Here is a 23,161-nt window from a genome sequence, read left to right on the forward strand (position 1 = left end):
TTAGCTCCTTTTGTCCATGTTGGTCATTGCGGTATAGAACACCCAACACACCAGTAAAATGATGAGGAAGTAGATGATCGAGAAGGCGGCGGCAGGGCCGATATCAAACTGACCGACAGCCATCTTGGTTAATGCCTGTGAAAGGAAAGTGGTGGCGTTACCCGGACCACCGCCTGTCAGTACGAAGGGCTCGGTATAGATCATGAAGCTGTCCATAAACCGCAGCAGGACACCGAGGAGCAGCACACTCTTCAGTTTGGGCAGTTGAATGTAGCGGAACACAGCCCAGTTCGATGCGCGGTCGATTTTCGCGGCTTGATAGTAAACATCCGGAATAGCTCGAAGGCCGGAGTAACAAAGCAAGGCAACAAGAGATGTCCAGTGCCAGACATCCATGACCAGCACGGTAATCCACGCATCGACCGGATCGGAGGCATAGTTGTATTCCACCCCAATGTTGTTGAGGAACCAGCCGAGTAAGCCGATATCTGCCCGCCCGAATATCTGCCAGATGGTGCCGACAACGTTCCAGGGGATAAGAAGTGGAATGGCAAGAACGATTAACACCAGTGAGGCTTTAAACCCGCGTGCAGGCATGCACAGCGCCACCGCGATACCCAGCGGGATTTCAATCGCCAGTACGCAGAAAGAGTAGATAAACTGACGAATCAGAGAGTCGTGTAAACGTGGGTCGTTCAGGATTTCCTTGTACCATTCTGTACCCACGAAGTAGCGGGTGTTCTGATCGAAAATATCCTGAATCGAGTAGTTCACCACCGTCATCAACGGGATGATGGCGGAGAAGGCGACCAGCAGGAATACTGGGAGCACCAGCAGCCAGGCGCGGTTATTTTCCGTCTTAGTTTGCATCCTGACCTCCTGTCGCGCTTGTGCTTTCTTCCGGCTCTCCGGCCAGATACTCATCGATGTAGAGCTTCAGCCACTGAGCTGGGAAGCTGATATGGGCGCGTCCTTGAGGAATCGGCGCTTCTTCAGCGATGCGCAGTTTGATAGGTTGGGTACCGAACATCGCGGTGACGATTTTGTAGGTGCCCAAATCTTCAACGTGCTGTATGGGCACTTCCCAAGAATCCTCCCGTTTTTCCTGCCACACATGCACAAACTCAGGGCGTATTCCGACCTTGATGTTGTTGCTACTGTTGTTTTCCAGCATCTGGCGCTGGGCGTCCGTTAGGGTGATGGGCATGTCTTCAAAAGACACATTGCCGTCAGCGGAGCGCTGAACAGGCAAGAGGTTCATGCCGGGGCTGCCAATGAAAAAACCCACGAAAGTGTGGTTGGGGCGCTCGAACAGTTCGCGTGGAGAGCCAAACTGTACAATTGTCCCGTCAAACATCACGGCGATCTCTTCTGCGAAGGTGGCGGCTTCGAGCTGATCGTGGGTCACGTAAATCATGGTGATGTTGAACTGTTCATGGATCTGGCGAAGCTTGCGGCGCAGTTTCCATTTCAGATGTGGGTCAATAACCGTCAGTGGTTCATCGAACAGAATGGCGGAGACATCTTCACGCACCAGACCGCGACCCATGGAGACTTTCTGTTTTTCATCTGCGTTGAGGTTGCTGGCGCGTTTATCCAGCACGCTATTGAGTTCCAAGAGCTCAGCCACTTCACTGACACGTGAACGTACCTTGGCTTCCGGTGTTTTCATGTTGCGAAGTGGAAAGGCGAGGTTGTCGTATACCGTCATGGTGTCGTACACCACAGGAAACTGGAAAACCTGCGCGATGTTGCGCTCTTGTGGTGCAAGTCGGCTGACATCCTGGTTGTCAAACATCACTTCCCCTTCCGACGGTGTCAGCAGGCCGGAGATAATGTTCAGCATGGTGCTTTTGCCGCAACCGGAAGGGCCTAACAAGGCGTAGGCACCGCCATTGCGCCAGGTGTGGGTCATTTTCCGGATAGCATAATCCTCGCGGCTTTGAGGTGAAGCCTTGTAGGAATGTGCCAAGGAATTAAGAATGATTTCTGCCATATTGTTACCCCCCTATGCCCGGCGTTGACTGGACGCGACGCGCAGACTGAATGAGCTTTTGTGACTCATCGAAGACATAAAGCTTGTGGGTAGGCACATAAATACTGATCTTCTGATCAACGTCGTAGTCGTGAACCCCCGGTAAGTGGAGCACCATATTGATGTCGCGGTTTCTGACGTGCAGGAAAGTTTCACTACCGCTGATCTCCGCCAGTTCGACATCAACGGTCAGCTCTAAATCGTCATCATTGTTCGGCACCAAACTGAGGTGGTTAGGGCGGATGCCAAACTGATATTCCCCGTCAGTTAATTCACCAAGGTCAGTGTTGAGTGGAAAGTGAATGTGTTCGTCGAAAGAGACGTTTCCGCCGCCGACACGGCCACGGATCAAATTAATGGGCGGTTCACCAAAGAGTTCAGCGCTGGTGACTGAAGATGGGTGGTGATATACCTCTGCGGTTGGCCCGGATTGAATCACCTTGCCTTCGTGCATCAGAACCACATTACCGCCAAGAGCAAGCGCTTCGTTAGGCTCTGTGGTGGCGTAAACCGCAATGGTGTTGCGCTCGGCAAACAGTTCACGCATTTCCTGACGAAGCTCTTCACGCAGTTTGTAGTCGAGGTTGACCAAAGGCTCATCAAACAGAATTAAGTCAGCGTTTTTCACCAGTGCCCTTGCCATGGCAGTGCGTTGTTGCTGACCGCCTGATAGTTCGAGAGGCAGTCGATCGAGAAACTGTTCAATGTGAAGCATCTCTGCCGTTTCCTGCACTTTCTGCTTAATGATTGCTTCAGGCTGTTTTTCCAATCGCAGCGGTGAGGCGATGTTTTCGAAGACGGTCAGGTTGGGGTAATTGATGAATTGCTGATAGACCATGGAGACATTGCGTTCCCGCACGGGTACGCCAGTGACATCCTGTCCATTAAAGAGCACGCGACCGCTGGTAGGTTTATCCAGCCCTGCCATCAGACGCATCAAGCTCGTTTTCCCCGCCAGTGTTCTGCCGAGCAAGACATTAAAAGAACCGGGTTCTATCCTCAGGTTAATGTCGTCCAACCACGTTTCATGGTTGCTGATCCTTGTGACGTTCTCCAATTCGAGTGACATGTAAACTCCCTGTTTAAATAACGACGTGCTGTACTGGCGACATCGTCAATTGCGCGAACGCGCATTAATTTTCGAATCCGAATGTCATACGCTAGATTCGTGCCAGAAGTTAAATTAATGTTAATTATCTGAATTTAAAGGGATTAAAATAAGTGTGAACAGCGTCACTGTGTAAGAAGTGTGAACATTTATGTTGACTGTTAACAAAATGTGAACAATGCTTGACAGTCTTATTGTTGTTCGAACGCGCATGGATTGGTGGTCAAATGAGCGATCTGGCTCACTCTCACGATGAGGTTATACAGGCGTCTTGGAAACGGTGCCGCTCATTTGGGCTTAACCCAAAGAGCGCGCCAGCAATCATTCGTTTGAACAAAGGGGATTGGGAGGATGCACAAGGCAAATCCAAAGACCTGATAGTGACAACACAAGAACAGGTGCTGCCTTACTATGAAAATATTCTGGTAAACAGCAACAGCTTGGTTTTACTGGCTGACAGCAGCGGAAACTTGCTTAGCCGTTGGGGGCGTCCTGGCTTTATTAACCAAATGGAAGGGCACCTCTTCGAGCAGGGGACGAGTTGGCTTGAGCGGTTTAATGGTACCAATGCTGTGGGCACGGCATTGCAGACAGGTGAATCCGTTGTCGTCGGGCGGGATGAGCACTATCTGATCGCGAATCGCTATATGACTGCTTCTGCTGCACCCATCTTTAACAGTGAACGTGAGCTTGTCGGGGTATTGAATATCTCCTCTGATGCTTATCTACCTACTTCCCATGTGAATGGCATGGTGAAAGTGATGACGCAGTCGGTTGAAAACCAGCTCATCATGGCGACGTATCGCCAGCACTATTACACCTTGGTGTTCAATAACAGCGAGGATAACCACACCAGCCAGTGGGCGGGATTGCTGGTTTTCAATGATGCAGGTGAGATAGTGGCCGCCAACCGACGGGCAGATTTGTTAGTCGGTCATGTGCTGAAAGGGTTGAACATCGAAATGGTGACTGGGATCACCACGCTAAAATTATCAGCGCACCCAGAAAACCAAACGCTTTCATTCCTCGGTATTTCGAACTATCGCTTGTTTGGTACGCTCAAACGCCCCCTCACCAACATGATCCGTGCACCGCAATCGCCTTTGTCTTCATTCAAAAAAAAGAATGATTCAAAGCCTGTTGAAGCCGTATCTGGTGAGCGCAGACTTTCAGACTTGGATCTTGGCGATCTTAAAATGCAGAAAGCGATCAAGCAGGCTGCCAGTGTGGTCAACAGCGACATTCCATTGGTCATTCAGGGAGAAACAGGCGCTGGCAAGGAAGTATTTGCTAAAGCGGTGCATGCATCTTCCGACCGGGCGGATAAGAAGTTTGTAGCGGTGAACTGCGCCGCCATTCCCACTGAGCTGGTGGAGTCAGAGCTTTTTGGTTATGTGAAAGGGGCGTTTACCGGTGCCAATAACAAAGGCAGCATGGGTTATATCAGGCAAGCTGATGGCGGCACCTTGCTATTGGATGAAATCGGGGATATGCCTTTGCATGTGCAGGCCAGGTTGTTGCGTGTATTGCAGGAAAAAGCGGTCACGCCGTTAGGAAGCACTGAAAGCTATCCTGTCGATTTCCGTGTGATCAGCGCGACTCACCAGCCCTTGCGTGAAGCCGTATCCAAAAAACAGTTTCGCGATGACTTGTATTACCGGATAAATGGGCTGACGTTGTTTCTCCCATCTCTGGCCGAAAGAAATGATGTCAAAGCCTTGGTTGAACGCTTGTTGATTGAACTGACAGAGGACAATCAACCCCCCGTTAGCAATGAGGTATTAAACCTATTCGAACAGCACCCTTGGCCGGGTAACATTCGGCAGTTGTTTAACACCCTGCGTGTCGCACTGGCGTTGTCCGACGGTAATATGATCCATACCCACCATCTTCCCGATGACTTTTTCTTTGATCTGAAAGCGCAGCCAACATCTCAGGAAGCGTCCAATACTTATCAAAATGAAGCGCCTCTTCTCCAAACGCTTGGCTGGAGAGACACCCTACCAGAACTTTATTCCGCAACAGATGGGAATATTACCCGCATCGCTGAGCTTTCCGGCGTGAGCCGAAACACTATCTATAAACGTCTTCGTGCATTAGGGCTGAAGTAGCCTTTACCACTAATAAAGCATTCAAAGCATCAATTAATCGGGCTTGTGATATTTGCCGTGTCAACATCAAAGGCGGCGTGTTGCACGCAATTTTCGCCATGGCGCGAAGAAATAGGATGAAACGACTAATGATAATTTGCTCATATCGAGAAGTGTGTCGCAAATCACATTTTTGTTTTCTGGGTGGATATTGGTTAATTATTGAGCGGTTAATGGATTGTTATTACTGGGGTTTTGTTGAATCAAAGATGAATGATTAACCTCACTAAATGTGGTTTTGTTTCACTTTTGTGACTGTGTATTCAAATAATAAGGAATTTTATTAAGAATAAATAACTGGGCGATTTTTAGTCAATGTAACTGTCAATAGCTTATTTTGTTAATTTTTGTAGCGTTGAACTCTGTGTTTTCAGAATGTTAATTTTCATCTCGCAGCATTTTGCAAATGGAATTTATAAGAAATACAGGAACGTATTCTATGAAAAAGACACTTTTAGCAGTAGCAATCCCGGCAGTACTTGCAGCAGGCAACGTAAACGCATTTGAAGCATACAGCGGCGACGCTGGTTCGGTAGAGGTTTACGGTCAGCTTCGCGCCACTCTGGCTAAAGCACCAGAAAAAGAGCTGACGCTGAACGATGGTAGTTCACGTGCAGGTGTTAATGCACAGTACTCAGTGACTGACGACGTAGACGTATTTGCAAAACTGGAATACAGCATCAGCTACGACAAAGATGCGTTGGAAAATCGTCTGGGTAACTTCGGTTTCTCTGGTGACTTCGGTAAAGTCATTCTGGGCAAACAGTACCTGACAGCTGATGACCTGTGGGGCGTTGATAACTCTTACTTCTACGGTGGTTCTCACATTCCTGAGGGTACTATCTCAGGTGGTAAGCACGATAGCGCTGTTCGTTACATTTTCGAAAACGATGCTATCTACATCGATGCAAGCTACGCCCTGCCAGAAGATAAAGCCAACGCTGAAGTATTTGAACTTTTCGGTCGTGTGAACGTTGCTGGTTTTGATGTGACTGCTGGTGTTTCTCTTGCAGAACAAGAGCATGCTTCTTTCAAAGTGTATGAAAAAGACGCGAACGGCAAAGTTACTGACAACGTAGATTACGAACTGCAAGCTGGTTCACTGGAAGATCTATACACCTCTATCTGGGTAGAGCGCTCCTTTGGAGATCTGAATGTAGGTGTTCAGTATGCTCAAAGTGAGATTGAGAGCGACGTGAGCGATCTGAAACTTGATCGCCAAGGCTATGCACTGGCGCTGAGCTACGCACTTTCTGAAAAATCATCAGTATATGGTGGTTACGAAGTGAGCGAGTACGATGCTAAGTTCACCCAAGAATCAATTGATGAAAGTGGTGACGCGACCAACGCTTACTTGGGAGCAGTACACAAGTTCAACTCGTTCTTCCGTGTGTACGGTGAAGTAGCGCTGGCAGATGGTAAAACTGCGGGTTTCACCAACAACAAGAACGATTGGGCAGTTGCACCTGGCTCTTCCGCTGACAGTGAAGCATTCTACGCAATCGGTGCACGCGTATACTGGTAATAAATCAGTAAAACACGCTTAAACTTCACACTGTCTTTAAAGCCCAGCAGGATGCTGGGCTTTGTTGTATCTGCTTGTTGTGTTGAGAACAAATCCAAAAACTGCCGTTGGCGCACGTGCAAAAGTTAACCGAATATTTTACAAAGAGATTTAGCACATGTTCTGGCTCAGCTTCGGAGAGATTCCATGCTCGATAAAATGGCGTTCTTTATCTATGTGATCCGCACTGGGTCGATTTCCTCTGCAGCGCGCCATTTTAACGTTTCAGTGTCGGCAGGCAGTCGCTGGCTTCAGGAGTTAGAGCAGCACTTCGGCACGACACTTTGCCATCGTTCCAACCGCCTTTTAGAAGCAACCCCGGCTGGCCAGACGCTTTATGAAGAGTTCTCGCCCATTGTCGACCGAGCCGAGCGTATCAGCCGTAAGCTGGAAGGCTTTCAGGATCATGAAAAAGGCCACATCAACATCGCCTGTACGCCAGTTTACGCCAATCATTACCTGATGGATAAAATCACCGAGTATTCCAGACTCAACCCGAAAGTGACCTTCAATATTAATGTCACGCCTTGGGCGCTCGACCACGCCAGCACGAGCGATTTGATGATCAGTGCTAACGCGCGGTTTCAGGGTTATAGAGAAAAGGACCTTATGCTGGTTAAGCGAGAGCTGTTGGCCTCCCCCTTTGTGGTCGTTGCTTCTCCCAACTACACCGAGAAGCAGGGCTTACCGACGCAACCGGAAGATTTGCAGGATCATGCTTGTTTGGTAGCGACCACACTCACGGGCAGTAACGAATGGATTTTCCAAAAAGGCGTGGAAACCATCGTCATGAAAGTGCCGAAAACCATTGAAGTGAACGACAGCGACCTATTGCTCCGTGGCGTGACTCAAGGGGCTGGCGTGGCTTATCTGCCAAAGTTTGTGACTGAACCTGCGATTGAAAATGGCGCGCTTGTCCCGCTGATGCAAGACTTTGAAACCAGTACCTGGAGTCTTAATCTCTATTATCACCCCTCTGGGGTTGCCTCTCCCGTTGCCAGCAAGTTCAAGGACTTTCTGCTGGAAAACCCCTGCTGATATTATACCCAAACGACCTGAAGCTGCGCGCATTCAGAGGTCATCAATGCGTTCAATTCGAGGCAAATTTCGCGAGGAATAGTCATTCTATTTCCGTGGAGTTTAACGAAGAAGTGGGCGCATTGATGGCCTCCCTTCGGGCGAGTTGACTGACGCCGTGCTCTTTGTTGTTCCTTTTTGATGGAGATGACTACACCGGCAAAGGAACGCCGCGATCACAACGCCAGTCAATCTCGCTGAATCCTGCATCTTCAGGTTGTTTGGGTATATTCTTTTGCTTTGCATTTTCGCAAAGCCGCTTTGAATTTCTGTCTATATCGCCATTTTCGCCTCTCCCATACACTGAAAACCAAACAGTGGACATTGGAGTATGGGCGGTATGGAACGCATCTTTATTGTGGCGGCAAAGCGCACGCCAATCGGGAGCTTTAACGGTTCTCTGGCCTCATTATCAGGCGTTGAACTCGGCGCGCACGCGATGAAAGCGGTGGTCGAGCAAGCGGGTATTGAACCTGCGCACATTGACGAAGTGATCGTCGGTAGCGTGCTGACAGGTGGCGTTGGCATGGGGCCGGGTCGACAAGCTGCTATCAAGGCGGGCGTGCCAGATACGGTTCCTGCATACACCCTCAACATGATTTGCGGCAGCGGTATGAAAGCGATTATGGACGGTGCCAGCCATATCCGTGCAGGTGACGCGAAACTCGTGCTGACCTGCGGCATGGAAAGCATGTCCAATGCCGCTTACGTAACGTCGGGGCAAATCCGCCGTGGCGTTCGTATGGGTCATCAAATGCAGGAAGATAGCATCATCAAAGACGGTTTGACCGATGCCTTCCATCACTATCACATGGGCGTGACGGCTGAAAACATAGCGACCCAATGCAATATCAGCCGTGAAGCGCAGGATGAATTCGCCCTACATAGCCAACAGAAAGCCGTGAATGCCATCGAAAAAGGTCACTTTGCGGCAGAAATTTCCCCAGTCACTGTCACTGAGCGCAAACGCCAGTTTGAAGTGAAAGACGACGAATACCCAAAAGCCAATGCCACCTTAGAAGGCTTGCAGGCACTTCGTCCCGCGTTCGATAAACAAGGCAGCGTCACAGCAGGTAACGCGTCCGGTATCAACGATGGCGCTTCGGCCATCCTGCTGGCATCAGAAAGTGCGGTGAAGCAACACAATCTCACGCCTCTGGCAGAGCTGGTGGAATACGGCCAAGGTGCGCTTGCCCCTGAAATCATGGGACTGGGCCCAGTCTCTGCAGTCGCTAATACCTTGAAGAAAGCCAAAATGACCATCGAGGACATGGACGTATTCGAACTGAACGAAGCCTTTGCTGCACAAGCATTGGGCGTGATTCAGGGGTTGTCAGAAGCACACCATGTCGATGAAAACTGGCTGCTTGAACGCAGCAACCTCAGTGGCGGGGCGATAGCGCTTGGTCATCCCATTGGCGCGTCTGGCAACCGGATCGTGACGACGCTGGTTTACCAACTGCAACGTACCGAGAAAGACTATGGTCTTGCCTCCTTGTGTATCGGTGGCGGTATGGGCACCGCGTTAATCCTGAAACGTTGCTGAGGTGATAGAGCATGAAAAAAGCCGCGACCGCACAACAGATAGAAAGCCTTTTGCACGATGGCATGACCATTATGATTGGAGGCTTTATGGCAACAGGTGCTCCAGAGCGTCTGATTGATCTTCTGATCAAAAAAGACATCAAGGATATCACTTTGATCACCACAGACACTGGTTCTCCCGGTCGAGGTTCAAGCCGCCTTATTGCTGAGAAGCGGGTGAAGAAGCTGTATGCCTCTCACATCGGCACCAACCCGGAAACGGGCAAGCAAATGAACGATGGCACGCTAGAAGTCGAGCTGGTTCCCCAAGGTACGCTGGCAGAACGTATTCGAAGCGGCGGTGCGGGTTTGGGCGGTGTGCTCACGCCAACTGGTCTTGGCACCATTGTGGCGGAGAACAAGCGGGTGATTGAAGTCGATGGCAAAGCCTACCTGTTGGAAACGCCGCTGAAAGCGGATTTGGCACTGATCCGGGGTTCGAAAGTGGATCGTCGTGGTAACGTCTTTTACAGCAAAACGACCCAGAACTTTAACCCTTTAATGGCCACTGCAGCAGAGACGGTGATTGTGGAGCCCGAGCAGCTTGTTGAGCTCGGTGATATTGAGCCAGAAGCGGTTCACACGCCAAGTATTTTTGTTGATCACATCTTTGTCGATCAGAGCTCAGTGGAGGACAACCAATGACAGCGCAACTGGATAAAGACACCGTCCGCCACCGCATTGCATGGCGCGTTGCCCGTGAGATGAAAGACGGCGATATTGTGAACCTTGGCATTGGCCTGCCAACGTTGGTGGCGAACCATGTCGACAAAGACGTCGAGTTGTTGCTTCAAGCTGAGAACGGACTGCTCGGTATCGATCAACTTGCTTGTGAAACCACCAAAGATGCCGATTTGGTCAATGCAGGCGGCCAGCATATTACCGCTGTCGACGGTGCCTGTTACTTCAACAGTGCGGACTCGTTTGCCATTATCCGTGGTGGTCATGTTGATGCGACGGTGCTGGGTGCGCTACAAGTGGATGAGCGCGGGAATCTCGCCAACTGGATTATCCCAGGGAAAATGGTGCCCGGTATGGGCGGTGCAATGGATTTGGTTGTCGGTGCGAAGAAGGTGATTGTTGCCATGGAGCACACGGTGAAAGGTCAGCCGAAACTGCTGAAACAGTGCTCATTGCCTCTGACTGCTGCCAATCAGGTGAATTTGATTGTGACGGAAATGGGCGTGTTTGAAATCAATGAGAGCGGTATGGTTCTGACTGAGCTTGCGCCAGAATTTTCCATTGAAGAGGTGCAGGCTGCCACCGAAGCGACACTGTTGGTGTCGCCGAATTTACGCCCGATGCAACTGTCGGCTTGCTAGGGCCAAGAAAACAAAAAGACCACCGAGAGGGTGGTCTTGTTATCTTCGCGGTTAGGCGACTGCGCTATCTCAGTACCCGCGAAAAGACATGCCTGACGGCATTCCCTTTCGTTTAATCGATTATCTGGAGTTGGTTGACTGGACGGGCAGGCAAGTGCGTGATGATAAAAGAGGCCATATTTCTGATACGCTACCGCCATTGCTGGAGCGCCTTGGCATTGAACCAGCTTGTGGTTAAAAACAGCGTCAAACATAGAGGTTGGAAATATGGTGGGTTCCGAAACGTCCATCAAAGCAGCCTTGCCGCTTCTTCAGCGTCAAAGGGCATCGGGTCTGCGCCTGCCTGACAGTTGATCCCTCTTTATTCTGCTATTTTCTGTCAATCAGGCCTAAGCCTGATGTTTTTGTTGCTTGAAATCTGGGTAAATCGTAACGAGCGCCACCCAGACTGAGAACTAAGGTTAGATTTTCAACACTTGCGACTGAGTATTGTGTTCACTACGTTGAGGGGATTCGGCTCTTTGGCTTCTTTCTTAAAGTGTGTGTCCCTGTTAGTTCTTTTTCCGCCGTTTGCATCATAGAGATGCCGTCTTGTGCGTTACGCATTGCCACGTTCATGCTGCGGGTCTGGCTGTCCAGGCGGTTTGCGATTTGCAGGCCTGCTGCATCGTCAGCTGCTGAGTTGACGCGGTAACCAGTGCTAAGACGCTCCATCGCATTGTTCAGAAGGTTGCTCGTGTTGTTCAGAGTATTTTGAGTAAGAAGCGACGCATAGTTAGTGTGCAGTGATAAAGCCATTCTAAGCTCCTTGGTTAACTGCTTATCAGGCTTCGGGTTCTCCCCTGCTCACTGAAAACGACTTTGACGGAGCGTGAGATAAAGGCTGTAAAGGTCGAGTGCAAAACGCATGCCTTCGGATAGCTCAAAGCGGTAGACACTTTGTTCACCGCGGCTACCGAAGCGCAGTGTCACGTGCTGATAGAAAACATCCTCGGTTTTGACATCGCGGATGGCCTGGCACACATGTTTAAGATCGTTCTGGCGAAAGGCGTCGAGGATCAGCATGTCGTCTTCCGTGTCGACGTGCTGTTCAATCAACACAGTGAGCCTTTAAAGCATCAACTGGTGAACGTTTAGATTTGCCAAAGTTTCCCTACCTAAAGAGTCTGTCGGTGTATTTGTGCATTGTGTTTGCCAAAAGGGTATAGGCGACCTTTTATTAGCAAAAGTTAAATTGAATGAGAGGCTTGGCGACGAGGAGGTCTTCAGAATAGCGCGTTTTCAATGGGGTACAGTGATGTGTTATATAGTTGTTAGTAATCACTTCATCAGTTAGTGAATGGAGTGGGTGGTCATTCAGGGACGCTCTTTTAACGCCTATGGTTGTAAATGCAAAAGGCACCTCTTTAGAGGAACTTAAAACGCAAGAAACTCGCAAAGGCAGGTTCAAGTGGCGGGGGATCGAGGTTCGCCTTGGGCTTGCGCTCGCTATGTTGTCGATGGCGACATTGCTACTCGCACTTTTTAGTTCGGTGACTTACGACAAACTTGAGTCGGCGTTGGTTGAGCTCAAAGAGAAAGATATTGTCGCGCTTGAGCATGCCGCCAGATTGAACGACATGGTGCGTCTGGTGATCAGTGACGCCTCTCAATTGGCCGATGCCGAATCAAACCTCGAAAGAAGAAACACCATGACCAGGGTGGACAACAGTATTCAGGAAATGAACCAAATACTGGTGCATTTCCCAGAGTATCACGCCTATTTCAAAGACCTGATGATGCAGGTAAACAATAGCTTGAGCTTGCTTTATCAAAGTGCGGAAGATTCCCGAAAGCTGAATGCTGAATTGAGGAATTTGCTTGAAGGTTTTTATCCACTGCTTCAACAGGTCATTGATGAGCTCGATAAGCTTCCAGCGTCGGATAAGTCGAAACTCCAGTATGGTCAATTGAAGGCGCTACTCTTTTATCAGCTTGGGCTGGTGGAGAAGCTGTTCAACGACGGTAGCTTCAATGAGCTGGATTACACCACGATTCGTTTGGAACAGCTTGGAGAGGAGTGGTTCGATCTGTGGCAAGCGAGTGGGCTGGCAAAATCACTTCCAGCACTGGATGAAAAGCTCTCCGTGATTTACACGTTGGCGTCCCGTTCCAGTCATTTAGTCAGGTTGAAAAACCAGGCGCTTGAGCATCATTATCAGCAAGCTTTTTTGCTTGAAAACAGCCGTGAATACTTGCACCAACTATCTATTCAAATTGAGCGCAACACCTCAAATGTGAATCTGGAAATTGATCAATCTATTGCCCAGGTTCAGCAGTCCTTGGCGTCAAACCGAAACTTCTCCCTTACGCTTTCTGTCATCAGTCTGATTGCCGCAGCGGGTATTGCTTGGTTCTACGTGCGTAAAAACATTTTGGAGAGACTGCTGCACCTACGCGATGAAATGTTTGCGATTTCAACTGGCCATCTGGACACAGAAATTGCGTTGAGAGGCCAGGATGAAATTACGCAAATGGCCAAGTCTCTGAAAGTGTTTCAGGCCACAGCAAAAGTGGTAAAGCGCACCAACAAAAAGTTGGAGGCCGAAGTCGAAGAGCGACGGTTGGCGGAAGAAAGATTAAGAGTGACACAAAACGAGTTGGTTCAGGCGGGTAAGCTTGCCGCACTGGGACAACTGAGTGTTGGTATTACCCACGAAATCAACCAACCATTGACTGCTATTAGCAGTCATACGCGCAGTGCCCAAAAATGGCTGGAGCAAGAACGCACAGACAAGGCGTTGCAGAACCTTTTAAAAATTGAAATGTTGCTGAGCAAAGTTGCTGCGTTAACGCATCATTTGAAGGCCTTCTCCAGAAAGAGTGATGGCAAAATTTCCCCCGTTGAAGTCATGCCAGTTATCAATGACGCCATCGCGTTGTTCGTCAGCCGGGATGTGCCGATTGCATTGGATTGTCACCTTGACCAGACCCAGAGTGTGATTGCCAATCCTATTCGTTTGGAGCAGGTCTTGGTCAATTTGCTCAGCAACGCTGTCGATGCTGTCGAGAACACAGAGAACCCGCTGATTGTGATGTCGGTGAACTGTGATGAAGAAGGCGTGAGTATCAAGGTCAAAGACAATGGCAAGGGAATACCCAGCGAAGATATTCCTCATATTTTTGACCCGTTCTACACAAGAAAAGATGTTGGTAAAGGTTTAGGGTTAGGGCTGTCTATTGCATTCAATATCATTAAAGATTTTGGCGGTTCTATCAGGGTTTATTCGCAGCCCGGGCAAGGCAGTGAATTTGTAGTACATCTTGAACAAGGCTAAAGAGATGATGGAAAAACGCATCACGCTGATTGACGATGAGATTGATGTCGTCGAAGCAGTCAGTGAAATGTTGGAATTAGAGGGATTTACGGTTTCAGGATTTACTGACCCCAAGGTTGCATTGAAGTTACTCACGCCGGACGCTGCTCATGTCGTTCTTTGTGATGTGCGGATGCCTGAGTTGGATGGTCTCTCCATGCTGGACGCTATTCAACACAGGGCGCCAAGATGCAAAGTGATCCTGATGAGTGGCCATGGCGATATTCCGATGGCTATCGAAGCTATGAAGCTGGGAGCTTTTGATTTTATCGAGAAGCCGTTGCAAAGCGATGAGCTGGTTGAAAAGTTGAGCCTTGCAGCTTCTCATGTAGAGCAATCTCCAGATCTTACATCAGCACAAGCCTTGCCTATCGAAAGCCGGGTGATTGGCTCCTCGGCGCACATGGAAATGATAAGAAATCAGGTGTTAGCTCTGGCGCGCACAGGCGTCGATACCATCATCAACGGGGAAACCGGCACAGGGAAAGAAGTGATTGCGCGGGCATTGCATCAGTATTCTGCCCGCAAAGACAAAGCGTTCGTCGCGATTAACTGTGGCGGGATGACAGAGAGCATCATTGAGAGTGAGCTATTTGGACATGAGGCGGGGTCTTTTACCAGCGCCAATAAAAAGCGCATTGGTAAAATTGAACAAGCCAATGGCGGTACGCTTTTTCTGGATGAAATCGAAAGCATGCCGATATCCGTTCAAATCAAACTGCTTAGGGTGATTCAAGAGCGTGTCATTGAAAGGGTAGGCGGCAATGAGCTGATCCCCGTCGATATTGTCGTACTTGCGGCGAGCAAAGCAGATCTCTCTGAGCTCAGCCAACGGGGCGAGTTCCGATCAGACCTTTTCTACAGGCTCAACATAGCCAGCCTCAATTTGCTACCACTCAGGGAAAGAAAGGAAGATATCCAGTCGCTGTTCCGTCATTTCGTCGTTCAAGCCAGCCAAAAATATAAAACGCGTCCTTCGACGCTTTACGCAGAGCAAATCCAACAGCTGTGTCGTCACGATTGGCCGGGAAATGTCAGGGAACTTCGTAACGTGGCGGATCGGTTTGTACTTGGCATTGTTGGAGAAGGCTTTGATTTACACTCCCCCCTAACTCAGGGAACGGAGGCATTCGCGTTTGAACAGCAGATGGAACAGTACGAGCGTAACGTATTGACTGAGGCCTTGATTGAAACCTCGGGTAACATCAACGAAGTGTCCGTTCGCTTAAATCTGCCAAGAAAAACCCTTTATCGGAAAATGAAAAAGCATCAGTTGGATAAAGAGAATTTTAAACCCAGCAGGGACGGCTAAGCACTTTAAATCAAAGGAGCCATGTGGCTCCTTTTTTCGCTTTTAAGCGTTTTGGACAGGAATGACCCAAACCACTCTCTGTACCTTTTAAAACTGGACAGAAATGACCGAAGTGAAATCGGGGAATTTCGCCATAATTTTAACCATCTGAAAAATAATAAAAATATTGTTGGCATGCCTTCTGCTATAGGGAAGCTGCACATCAACAATAACGTGAATATAAGGTTCTATTATGAAAGACAGTGTAAAAGGATTGTTAATCGCTGGCTCATTGCTTCTGCCATCTGTTGCTATGGCAAATGAGTGTTCCCATCGCGGTGTTTTGGATGAAAGATACTGTGATGAAAATCAGGACTTGGTTGCAGACTCACCAAAAGACGCTTCAGAATGGATAGACCCAAGTACGTTGGTTTTCACTTATACCCCAGTTGAAGATCCCGCACTCTACAAAGATGCATTCGCCGATTTTCAGGCTCACCTCAGTAAGATCACCGGTAAGAAAGTTATCTACTACACCGTCCACTCAAACTCAGCTCAGGTTGAAGCTATGCGTTCTGGCCGCCTGCACGTGGCTGGCTTTTCAACGGGTCCAACCGGCTACGCCGTGAATCTGGCAGGTTACGTTCCAATCGCGGTTAAAGGTGATGAGTCTGGCTTTCAGGGTTACAACCTGGTCACTATTGTCCGTAAAGACAGCGGTATAAAAGAAATGGCAGACCTCAAAGGGAAGAAAGTCGCTCACACTTCTGCCTCGTCAAATTCTGGCAATCTGGCACCGCGAGCGCTATTTCCAGCACAAGGCTTGGTTCCGGACGAAGACTACAAAGTGCTGTACTCCGGTAAGCATGACCAATCCATCCTTGGCGTGTTCAATGGCGACTATGATGCTGCACCAGTGGCTTCTGATGTCTACGACCGCATGGTTGCAGCAGGTCGTGTTGATGACTCTGAACTGGAAATTATCTATCGCAGCCCGCGTTTCCCGACCTCTGCTTTTGGCTATGCGCATAACCTGAAACCTGAATTGGTAGAGAAGATCAATGAAGCCTTCTTCAGCTATCGATTCACGCAGGAAATGAGCGATGCGTTTAAAGGTGCAGACCGCTTCTCGCCTATTACCTACAAGGAAGATTGGTCTGTGATCCGTAATATTGCGCACGCAACGGGTACCGCTTACACCAAGGCTGGCTTGAAGAAGTTGGCGGAAAAAGACGCTGCGAAACGCGCCAAGAAGAAAGCGGCTGAACTGGCCAAGCAAGCCACAACGCAATAATTCGTTAATTCAATCTAAAAAACATGGTGCCCTCACGGGTAGGGCATCGTGCACCCAAAAATAAGTGCAACAAGGAATATGAGTATGGCCGTAGCAAGTTATGACGGAATAAAAATTAAAAACCTTTTTCATCAATACGTGGCAGGAAAGCCAATCCTCAAAGGCATTGATATTGATATTGATGAGCCGGGAATCATCGCTATTATCGGCCCTTCTGGTACCGGAAAAAGTACGTTGCTCCGTTGTATTAATCGCCTTAACGACCCAACCAGCGGTGAGATTTTGTTTGAGGGTGAGGACCTGACAAAACTCAAAGGACAAGCGCTGCGAAAACAACGTCGCCATATCGGCATGGTGTTCCAGGAATACAACTTGGTTGAGCGCCTAACAGTCATAGAAAACGTATTGAGTGGACGCTTGGGCTACATGTCGTCATGGAATGCTTGGCGTCGTAACTATGCCAAGGAAGATCTAAAGAAAGCCTTCGAATTGTTGGAATTCGTGGGTTTACAAGATTTCGCCAATCAGCGCGCAGACAGCCTATCTGGTGGTCAAAGGCAGCGTGTCGGTATTGCACGCGCTGTGATGCAAGACCCTTATATCTTGCTGGCTGATGAACCGACCTCCTCCCTTGATCCAAAGACTGCGGTTGAGATCATGGAGCTGATGGAAACCTTTGCCAAAGAAAAACAAATCCCTGTTTTGGTTAACATCCACGATGTGAATCTCGCTAAACGTTTTGCCAAACGTGTCATTGGTATGTGTAACGGGAAAGTGCACTACGATGGCAGCCCTGAAGGGATCAGCGAAGAGGATCTAAAAGTGATTTATGGAGGTGAGTCATGGCTGGACTAAACCCCTCCGTTGATGTTGAGAATCCGTTTAAGAGCTCTTGGGTAAACAGAGTTTGTATTTTCGGCATCATTGCGTACCTGTTTTATAGCTTTTCCAGTTTGAACCTTAGTGTTGAGCGTTTGATAGTGGGGTTTGGGGAGAGCGAGAGGTTACTTTCTCGTATGTTTCCCCCTGACTTTTCCCGCTCCAGCTTGTTATTGAGTGGACTGGCAGAAAGCCTTCAAATCGCCATTATCTCGAGCTTTTTTGGCATCTTGATTTCATTGTTTCTTGGCTTGTTAGCGGCAAGAAACATGATGCCATCCATTGTTTCTACTCCTGTGCGTGGCTTCATTGCCCTATGTCGCTCTTTCCACCCGGTGATCATTGCCATCCTGTTTGTAAAAGCGGTGGGCTTTGGTGCTCTGGCGGGGATTTTAACCCTGGTTTTTGCGTCCATCGGCTTTATCGCAAAGCTGTTTGCGGAAGCGATTGAGGAAATCTCATTTAAGCAGGTTGAGGCGATTAGGGCGACAGGTGCCAATTTTATCAGCGTTATCCTGTTTGCTGTGATGCCGCAGGTATTTACCCGCTTTATCGGCTTTGCGAGTTATCAATTGGACTCCAATCTTCGTAACTCAACCATGGTTGGCATCGTGGGGGCTGGTGGCCTGGGCGGTACACTTTTCTCGGCTTTCCAGCGTTTTGACTACGACTTTGTGGCAGCCATCCTGATCACCATTATCGTCCTGATACTCGTTGGTGAATTCCTGTCGAACATCGTAAGGAGAATTTTCTAATGACGACGGCTTCTATCGATAAAGAGTGGCAACGTTTCACGTTCAATGAGCGACTAGCCCGTTTTGCTGTATACCTCTGCTTTGTATCAGCCATTGTATGGTCCTGGCAGACGGTCGAGGTGATCCCTGAGTTCCTGTATGACGCACCGGCGCAGTTTTCAGACATGTTCAGCCGCATGGTACCGATGGATTACGGCTTCTATCCGGAAACCATTCATGCAGCGCTAATTGAAACCCTGCACATCGCCACTTTGGGCACCTTGTTTACGTTGGTGTTTGCGATTCCATTGGCGCTACTGAATGCACCAAATATTACCCCGAGCAAAACGCTTAACTGGGTTGCCCAGTTCTTTTTGGTGTCATCCCGCTCGGTGAATTCTCTGGTTTGGGCACTGCTTTTCATCGCGCTGTTTGGACCCGGTGTATTGGCGGGAATCATGGCTATTGCTGTTCGAAGCGTTGGCTTTGTCGGCAAGCTTCTCGCTGAAGCGATTGCAGAAGTGAACATGGGCACAATTGAAGCGCTGAGAGCCACAGGCGCATCTTGGATGAGCATTCTGTTAAAGGGCTATTGGCCGCAAGTCATGCCAGCGTTCTACTCCATTGTTCTGTTCCGTTGGGATATCAATGTCCGCGAGTCTGCAGTGCTTGGTCTTGTGGGGGCTGGTGGGATAGGTGTAGTGCTGAACGATGCACAAAACCTGTTTGAATGGCAGAAGGTCTCCATGGTGCTTTTCAGTATCTTCGCCGTGGTGATATTGGCAGAAGCGCTGGTTATCCATGTTCGAAAGAAACTGATCTAAGCGCCATAGGCTCAAGCTCGTTTGCAGGATATCGACCATCAGGTGATGAATGACGTGATTGAACGCTGCATCGCACAGGTTTCCGTGGTGCAGAGCGTGCCACCCTGATCGAAATGCTGCGCCTTCATGATGAAAATGATGCCACAGCAAATCCTGACACTGGTAGATGAAACCCTCGAAGCCCTTCCGGGAAAATCGGAGAAAGTCACGGTGCATCTGAACCCGCAGGATCTGGAGCGCATCAGCCAGATCAGTGCGGATTTACCAAACGCCTGGAAGCTGGTTTCGAATTCAGAAATGCCTGTGGGAGGGTTACAGGCGTGTTTGAAATCAATGAGAGCGGCATGGTTCTTACTGAGTTTGCGCCAGAATTTTCCATTGAAGAGGTGCAGGCTGCCACCGAAGCGACTTTGTTGGTGTCACCGAATTTACGTCCGATGCAACTGTCGGCTTGCTAGGGCCAAAAAACAAAAAGACCACCGAGAGGGTGGTCTTTTTGTTTTCGCTGTCGGGCGACTGCGCTATCGCAGAAAGAAAGCTTATTTTTTGCCTTCTTTGTCCAGACGGGTCAGCTCTTTGATTTGACGGCTGATCTCGCGGCGCTCTTTTGAAATCTCTGCGCTCTTGATGATGTGGTCATCAACACGATCTTCGTAGTCAGCTTTCATGTTTTTAACGATCTCTACGATTTCATCGTGAGTCATTTCTGGCTGAATGTAATCAAGCAGGTTCTCAAGCAAAGTTACGCGCTTCTGGTTGTCGCGGATTTTCTTCTCGTTATCCTGAATTTCCCGCTTCAGTTTATTCTTGCGACGAGAGAACTTAACGATCTCGAATACATTGTTCATAGGTCTATAACCTTCTTTGTGTGATCCTGATGAAATTAAACCACAAGGTGACCGTCGGAAACAGTCTTTTGATCAAGGAAAGCTCAGTATTTTACGAGAACTTTTAGTGACAGCTTGGGCAGGAAAATGTGTGCTATAACCTCGTGAGCGCAGAATATTCGCGGCACACGAATCGTAAGCGAATTAACCATATAGCATGTTGATAGAAAAGAAAAAGGCACGCGTGGAAGCGTGCCTTTGACGAAAGTGAAAGTAAATTACTCAACTGCCCCTTCAAGGCGGACATGTTCACCTTCCAGTTTAAGATGAGCGCCGCGAAGCATGGCATTCACCAGCTCTGTGGCATCAAACTTGGTCAGCGCTTCGTGAGCCCCTACCTGATGGGCGCGGTCAACACTGATTTCACTGGAAAGCGAGGTGTGTAGGATCAGATACGCTTCGGAGAGCGGCTCGTTGCTACGAATTTCAAAGGCCAATTCATAACCGTCAATGCCTGGCATTTCGATGTCACTCACGACGATATCAAACGGTCGGCCTTCTCTGGCTGAGTTTTTCAGCTTCTCAAGTGCATCAATCCCGTTGGTGCTAACCACATAAGGAATATTGATGCTGTCGAGCGCTTCTGAAAGCTGACGCCTTGCCAGACTGCTGTCATCAACCAAGAGGATGTGCATAGGTTTGAGTTTCTCGCGATCCACATCGGCGAGGATAGGATGAAGTTTGTCTTCCGGCATGGGGAAGATTTTCGACATCACCAACTCAACATCCAGCAGTTGCACCAGCTTTTCATCAACATTCATCACGCCAGTGAGGAAGGCTCGTGTGCCCAGGGTTTCTGGAGGTGGCGTGATATTGCGCCAGTCACATTCACTGATTTTTTCGATACCACGTACCAAAAAGCCTACCACACGACGTTGGCAGTCGGTGATGATGATAAAACAGTTTTTGTACTCTTCCTTATCGACAGGTTGATAACCAATCGCTTTCGCCATATCGATAACTGGTGTAGTGATACCACGGATATTCGCGGTACCAATGACAGTAGGATGAGAGCCAGGAAGTGCAGTGAGCGGGCAGAAAGGTACAATCTCTCTGACCTTCAAAGTGCCAAGGGCAAAAGTCTGTGTGGCAGAGAGTCGGAATAACAACATACCCTGCGATTCATTGGCTTTGCTTTTCATATAGCGCCTGTTTTTAGCCAGAATGAGTAAACAAGAAAAATGATGCATTGCTTCCAGCAACGCCACAATATCTCTCTTGATTGTAGCTTTTCCTCTTCCTTGTCACACCTATGATGGGCCGATTTATGACACTTATCCAGTAACTTTTCGTGAATTTCCAGCGTGATCAGAATCTTGCTAACTCTCTGTGAGAGAAGGCATTTGCAGCCCAATGATAAAAATGTAAGTAGAGGTGGGGTAATTTCGCTTTATTCAAGGAGTTTTTCTATTATTAAGATGTAACGCGCTAAATAGTTAAACCGAAGTGAGTACCTTCTCATTATGTGTTTTACTGGCTGACAGCGATAAGACAATGAGAAATCACAGTGATGTGATCTGAGAGCGGTTAGTAACCCATGACAAGCATTTTAGATTCTGTAGACTCCCGTACCAACCTAGTGGGTGAAAACCGACTGGAATTGTTGATATTCCAGCTAGGAACACGCCAACTTTTCGCTATCAACGTTTTTAAAGTCAGAGAAGTGTTGAAAGTCCCCCGCCTTAACCAAATGCCCGGTTCTCATCCCAAAATTAGCGGTGTTGCGACCATTCGAGGTCACTCCATCCCTGTAATCGATATGCGTCAGTCAATTGGTTTGCGTCCGCTCAGCAAAGATGAAGAAAGTAATCTTATTGTGACGGAGTACAACCGCTCCGTGCAGGCTTTTTTAGTCGGCAAGGTGGTGTATATCAAGAATATGGGCTGGGACGAAATTATGGAGCCGCCAAGCACGGGGCGTTCCAATTACCTTACGGCGATCACTAAGCTCGACCATGAAAACGAACAAAAGCTGGTTGAGATTATCGATGTCGAAAAAGTATTGGCGGAAATTATCTCCTATGACATCGGCATTTCCGATGGTGTGTTGGATGATGATCTCTCTAACCATCTAGTGGGCCAGAAAGTGCTGGTGGTGGACGACTCTTCTACTGCGCGCAAACAAGTCACCGAAACATTGGGTCAGCTTGGTATCGAGTGCATTGAGAAGAAGAATGGCCAGCAGGCGCTGAATCTTCTTAAATCCTGGTGTGATGAAGGCAAAGACCCGCGCAACGAGATCCTGTTAATGATCACTGACGCGGAAATGCCGGAAATGGACGGCTACAAGCTGACGTCAGAAGTGCGCGCAGACAGTCGCATGCACGATCTCTATATTGCGCTTAACACTTCACTCAGTGGCAGCTTCAACGAAGCCATGGTGGAGAAAGTGGGGTGTAACCGCTTCGTGTCCAAGTTCCAACCCGATCTTCTTGTGGATGTGGTGCAAACCCGCATGCGCGAAGCGTTGGGCAAGTAGGCACGGGTGAAGCTACTTTTTCTCACCCGCCATGCAAAATCCAGTTGGGATGACCCTTCCCTTGATGATCACGACAGGCCGCTGAATCCTCGTGGCCTGCGAAACGCATCTATGATGGGAGCCAGATTGGCGGCATGGTTAAAGCAGCCCCAGTTGATTGTTTCCAGCAGCGCACTTCGCGCAATGACGACGGCACAACTGATGGCAGAACAGTTTGTTCATTCGCCACCTGTTGTCATTAAAAACACGGTTTACACAGAAGATTGGCAAACGCTGGTAAAGGTTGTAGAGCGGTTTGACGACGATAATGAAAGCGTCATGTTGGTTGGTCATAATCCGGCTTTCAATGAATTTCTCGCTCATATTCCCTTTGAAATAGATAACCTTCCAACGTGTGGTATAGCGGTGATTGCCCTTTACAGCCAAAGTTGGTCTAACTGGTCGACGGCAGATAAACAGGTTCTGTTTCTCGATTATCCTAAACGACTGAAACCGTAGTCAGTTTAACGCGATGTCAGGATCCGACTACTGAGACTTATTCACTTTTTCTGTGGATAACCCAGTTAACTCTCGGGGT

General features: G+C 48.7%; 20 protein-coding genes and 4 pseudogenes. 17 read left to right on the forward strand and 7 right to left on the reverse strand.

The features are described from left to right. Genes D515_RS05380 through D515_RS05390 form a run of 3 tightly spaced genes read right to left on the reverse strand, consistent with a single transcriptional unit; the run spans position 1 to position 3,104 of the window. Positions 1-870, reverse strand: a complete 870-nt coding sequence (locus D515_RS05380; RefSeq protein ID WP_002536750.1) for a carbohydrate ABC transporter permease — start codon at positions 868-870, stop codon at positions 1-3. Further along, a complete protein-coding gene (locus tag D515_RS05385) occupies positions 860-1,996 on the reverse strand; it encodes an ABC transporter ATP-binding protein (protein WP_039849640.1) in 1,137 nt (378 codons plus the stop codon). The genes D515_RS05380 and D515_RS05385 overlap by 11 nt, the downstream gene beginning before the upstream one ends. 4 nt (positions 1,997-2,000) lie before the next feature. Next, on the reverse strand, positions 2,001-3,104 hold the full coding sequence (locus tag D515_RS05390) for an ABC transporter ATP-binding protein (protein WP_002536754.1): 1,104 nt from the start codon (positions 3,102-3,104) through the stop codon (positions 2,001-2,003). 266 nt (positions 3,105-3,370) lie between these two features. On the opposite strand from D515_RS05390, the gene D515_RS05395 reads away from it, so the two are divergent. From D515_RS05395 to D515_RS25185, 7 genes and pseudogenes are all read left to right on the forward strand, one after another. Next, positions 3,371-5,254, forward strand: coding sequence for a sigma-54-dependent Fis family transcriptional regulator (locus tag D515_RS05395; protein ID WP_002536755.1), 1,884 nt, complete (start codon positions 3,371-3,373; stop codon positions 5,252-5,254). A 478-nt stretch (positions 5,255-5,732) separates the two neighbouring features. Further along, positions 5,733-6,818, forward strand: coding sequence for a porin (locus D515_RS05400; protein ID WP_002536757.1), 1,086 nt, complete (start codon positions 5,733-5,735; stop codon positions 6,816-6,818). Between the two features lie 186 nt (positions 6,819-7,004). Then, on the forward strand, positions 7,005-7,895 hold the full coding sequence (locus tag D515_RS05405) for a LysR family transcriptional regulator (RefSeq protein ID WP_002536760.1): 891 nt from the start codon (positions 7,005-7,007) through the stop codon (positions 7,893-7,895). 379 nt (positions 7,896-8,274) lie between these two features. Beyond that, positions 8,275-9,480 (forward strand): acetyl-CoA C-acetyltransferase, encoded by a 1,206-nt coding sequence (locus D515_RS05410; protein WP_002536763.1) that lies wholly within the window; start codon positions 8,275-8,277, stop codon positions 9,478-9,480. Between the two features lie 11 nt (positions 9,481-9,491). Continuing rightward, positions 9,492-10,163, forward strand: coding sequence for a CoA transferase subunit A (locus tag D515_RS05415; RefSeq protein ID WP_002536764.1), 672 nt, complete (start codon positions 9,492-9,494; stop codon positions 10,161-10,163). Continuing rightward, a complete protein-coding gene (locus D515_RS05420) occupies positions 10,160-10,840 on the forward strand; it encodes a 3-oxoacid CoA-transferase subunit B (RefSeq protein ID WP_002536766.1) in 681 nt (226 codons plus the stop codon). The genes D515_RS05415 and D515_RS05420 overlap by 4 nt, the downstream gene beginning before the upstream one ends. A 76-nt stretch (positions 10,841-10,916) precedes the next feature. Beyond that, positions 10,917-11,194: pseudogene (locus D515_RS25185) on the forward strand (Mobile element protein); the annotation flags it as partial. A gap of 144 nt (positions 11,195-11,338) precedes the next feature. On the opposite strand, the gene D515_RS05425 reads toward D515_RS25185, so the two are convergent. Both D515_RS05425 and D515_RS05430 read right to left on the reverse strand, forming a co-directional pair. After that, complete coding sequence (locus D515_RS05425) at positions 11,339-11,638, reverse strand: flagellin N-terminal helical domain-containing protein (RefSeq protein WP_002536769.1); 300 nt, start codon at positions 11,636-11,638, stop codon at positions 11,339-11,341. Positions 11,639-11,689: 51 nt separating this feature from the next. After that, positions 11,690-11,905, reverse strand: a pseudogene (locus D515_RS05430) (diguanylate phosphodiesterase); the annotation flags it as partial. A 314-nt stretch (positions 11,906-12,219) separates the two neighbouring features. Between D515_RS05430 and D515_RS05435 the strand changes: the two are divergent. The 8 genes and pseudogenes from D515_RS05435 to D515_RS25680 form a co-directional block, all read left to right on the forward strand. Beyond that, complete coding sequence (locus tag D515_RS05435; RefSeq protein WP_002536776.1) at positions 12,220-14,157, forward strand: sensor histidine kinase; 1,938 nt, start codon at positions 12,220-12,222, stop codon at positions 14,155-14,157. A gap of 7 nt (positions 14,158-14,164) precedes the next feature. Continuing rightward, positions 14,165-15,508, forward strand: a complete 1,344-nt coding sequence (locus D515_RS05440) for a sigma-54-dependent transcriptional regulator (RefSeq protein ID WP_002536777.1) — start codon at positions 14,165-14,167, stop codon at positions 15,506-15,508. A 232-nt stretch (positions 15,509-15,740) separates the two neighbouring features. Beyond that, the gene (phnD, locus tag D515_RS05445; RefSeq protein WP_002536778.1) at positions 15,741-16,781 is read left to right on the forward strand and encodes a phosphate/phosphite/phosphonate ABC transporter substrate-binding protein; all 1,041 of its coding nucleotides are present in this window, start codon (positions 15,741-15,743) and stop codon (positions 16,779-16,781) included. Between the two features lie 84 nt (positions 16,782-16,865). Continuing rightward, entirely contained in the window at positions 16,866-17,636 is a 771-nt protein-coding gene (gene phnC, locus D515_RS05450) for a phosphonate ABC transporter ATP-binding protein (protein WP_002536779.1), read from the forward strand. Then, on the forward strand, positions 17,624-18,415 hold the full coding sequence (phnE, locus tag D515_RS05455; RefSeq protein WP_002536780.1) for a phosphonate ABC transporter, permease protein PhnE: 792 nt from the start codon (positions 17,624-17,626) through the stop codon (positions 18,413-18,415). The genes phnC and phnE (D515_RS05455) overlap by 13 nt, the downstream gene beginning before the upstream one ends. After that, the gene (gene phnE, locus D515_RS05460) at positions 18,415-19,218 is read left to right on the forward strand and encodes a phosphonate ABC transporter, permease protein PhnE (RefSeq protein ID WP_002536781.1); all 804 of its coding nucleotides are present in this window, start codon (positions 18,415-18,417) and stop codon (positions 19,216-19,218) included. Before phnE (D515_RS05455) ends, phnE (D515_RS05460) begins: the two co-directional genes overlap by 1 nt. A gap of 129 nt (positions 19,219-19,347) precedes the next feature. Further along, a pseudogene (locus D515_RS25190) lies at positions 19,348-19,536 on the forward strand (FliH/SctL family protein); the annotation flags it as partial. Continuing rightward, positions 19,536-19,676, forward strand: a pseudogene (locus tag D515_RS25680) (succinyl-CoA--3-ketoacid-CoA transferase); the annotation flags it as partial. The pseudogenes D515_RS25190 and D515_RS25680, both read left to right, overlap by 1 nt. A gap of 81 nt (positions 19,677-19,757) precedes the next feature. On the opposite strand, the gene D515_RS05465 reads toward D515_RS25680, so the two are convergent. After that, positions 19,758-20,066 (reverse strand): DUF496 family protein, encoded by a 309-nt coding sequence (locus tag D515_RS05465; RefSeq protein WP_002536784.1) that lies wholly within the window; start codon positions 20,064-20,066, stop codon positions 19,758-19,760. Positions 20,067-20,323: 257 nt separating this feature from the next. Beyond that, on the reverse strand, positions 20,324-21,247 hold the full coding sequence (locus D515_RS05470; RefSeq protein WP_039849665.1) for a chemotaxis protein: 924 nt from the start codon (positions 21,245-21,247) through the stop codon (positions 20,324-20,326). A 395-nt stretch (positions 21,248-21,642) separates the two neighbouring features. Here D515_RS05470 and D515_RS05475 point away from each other — a divergent pair, with 395 nt between their 5' ends. Beyond that, positions 21,643-22,584: a chemotaxis protein CheV gene (locus tag D515_RS05475; protein ID WP_002536786.1), complete on the forward strand. Its 942-nt coding sequence runs from the start codon at positions 21,643-21,645 to the stop codon at positions 22,582-22,584. 6 nt (positions 22,585-22,590) lie between these two features. Beyond that, a complete protein-coding gene (locus tag D515_RS05480; protein WP_039849642.1) occupies positions 22,591-23,082 on the forward strand; it encodes a SixA phosphatase family protein in 492 nt (163 codons plus the stop codon). Positions 23,083-23,161: the final 79 nt, after the last annotated feature.

This window comes from Grimontia indica (assembly GCF_000333895.2).
GTDB lineage: Bacteria > Pseudomonadota > Gammaproteobacteria > Enterobacterales > Vibrionaceae > Enterovibrio > Enterovibrio indicus.

Bases quoted from the DNA above. Each gene is read 5' to 3' on its own strand.
- D515_RS05395 (WP_002536755.1), top strand. From the start codon at position 3,371: ATGAGCGATCTGGCTCACTCTCACGATGAGGTTATACAGGCGTCTTGG.
- D515_RS05425 (WP_002536769.1), bottom strand. From the start codon at position 11,638: ATGGCTTTATCACTGCACACTAACTATGCGTCGCTTCTTACTCAAAAT.
- D515_RS05470 (WP_039849665.1), bottom strand. From the start codon at position 21,247: ATGAAAAGCAAAGCCAATGAATCGCAGGGTATGTTGTTATTCCGACTC.
- D515_RS05410 (WP_002536763.1), top strand. From the start codon at position 8,275: ATGGAACGCATCTTTATTGTGGCGGCAAAGCGCACGCCAATCGGGAGC.
- D515_RS05415 (WP_002536764.1), top strand. From the start codon at position 9,492: ATGAAAAAAGCCGCGACCGCACAACAGATAGAAAGCCTTTTGCACGAT.
- D515_RS05465 (WP_002536784.1), bottom strand. From the start codon at position 20,066: ATGAACAATGTATTCGAGATCGTTAAGTTCTCTCGTCGCAAGAATAAA.
- D515_RS05390 (WP_002536754.1), bottom strand. From the start codon at position 3,104: ATGTCACTCGAATTGGAGAACGTCACAAGGATCAGCAACCATGAAACG.
- D515_RS05435 (WP_002536776.1), top strand. From the start codon at position 12,220: ATGGTTGTAAATGCAAAAGGCACCTCTTTAGAGGAACTTAAAACGCAA.
- phnD (WP_002536778.1), top strand. From the start codon at position 15,741: ATGAAAGACAGTGTAAAAGGATTGTTAATCGCTGGCTCATTGCTTCTG.
- D515_RS05475 (WP_002536786.1), top strand. From the start codon at position 21,643: ATGACAAGCATTTTAGATTCTGTAGACTCCCGTACCAACCTAGTGGGT.
- D515_RS05400 (WP_002536757.1), top strand. From the start codon at position 5,733: ATGAAAAAGACACTTTTAGCAGTAGCAATCCCGGCAGTACTTGCAGCA.
- phnE (WP_002536781.1), top strand. From the start codon at position 18,415: ATGACGACGGCTTCTATCGATAAAGAGTGGCAACGTTTCACGTTCAAT.
- phnE (WP_002536780.1), top strand. From the start codon at position 17,624: ATGGCTGGACTAAACCCCTCCGTTGATGTTGAGAATCCGTTTAAGAGC.
- D515_RS05405 (WP_002536760.1), top strand. From the start codon at position 7,005: ATGCTCGATAAAATGGCGTTCTTTATCTATGTGATCCGCACTGGGTCG.
- D515_RS05440 (WP_002536777.1), top strand. From the start codon at position 14,165: ATGGAAAAACGCATCACGCTGATTGACGATGAGATTGATGTCGTCGAA.
- D515_RS05385 (WP_039849640.1), bottom strand. From the start codon at position 1,996: ATGGCAGAAATCATTCTTAATTCCTTGGCACATTCCTACAAGGCTTCA.
- D515_RS05380 (WP_002536750.1), bottom strand. From the start codon at position 870: ATGCAAACTAAGACGGAAAATAACCGCGCCTGGCTGCTGGTGCTCCCA.
- phnC (WP_002536779.1), top strand. From the start codon at position 16,866: ATGGCCGTAGCAAGTTATGACGGAATAAAAATTAAAAACCTTTTTCAT.
- D515_RS05420 (WP_002536766.1), top strand. From the start codon at position 10,160: ATGACAGCGCAACTGGATAAAGACACCGTCCGCCACCGCATTGCATGG.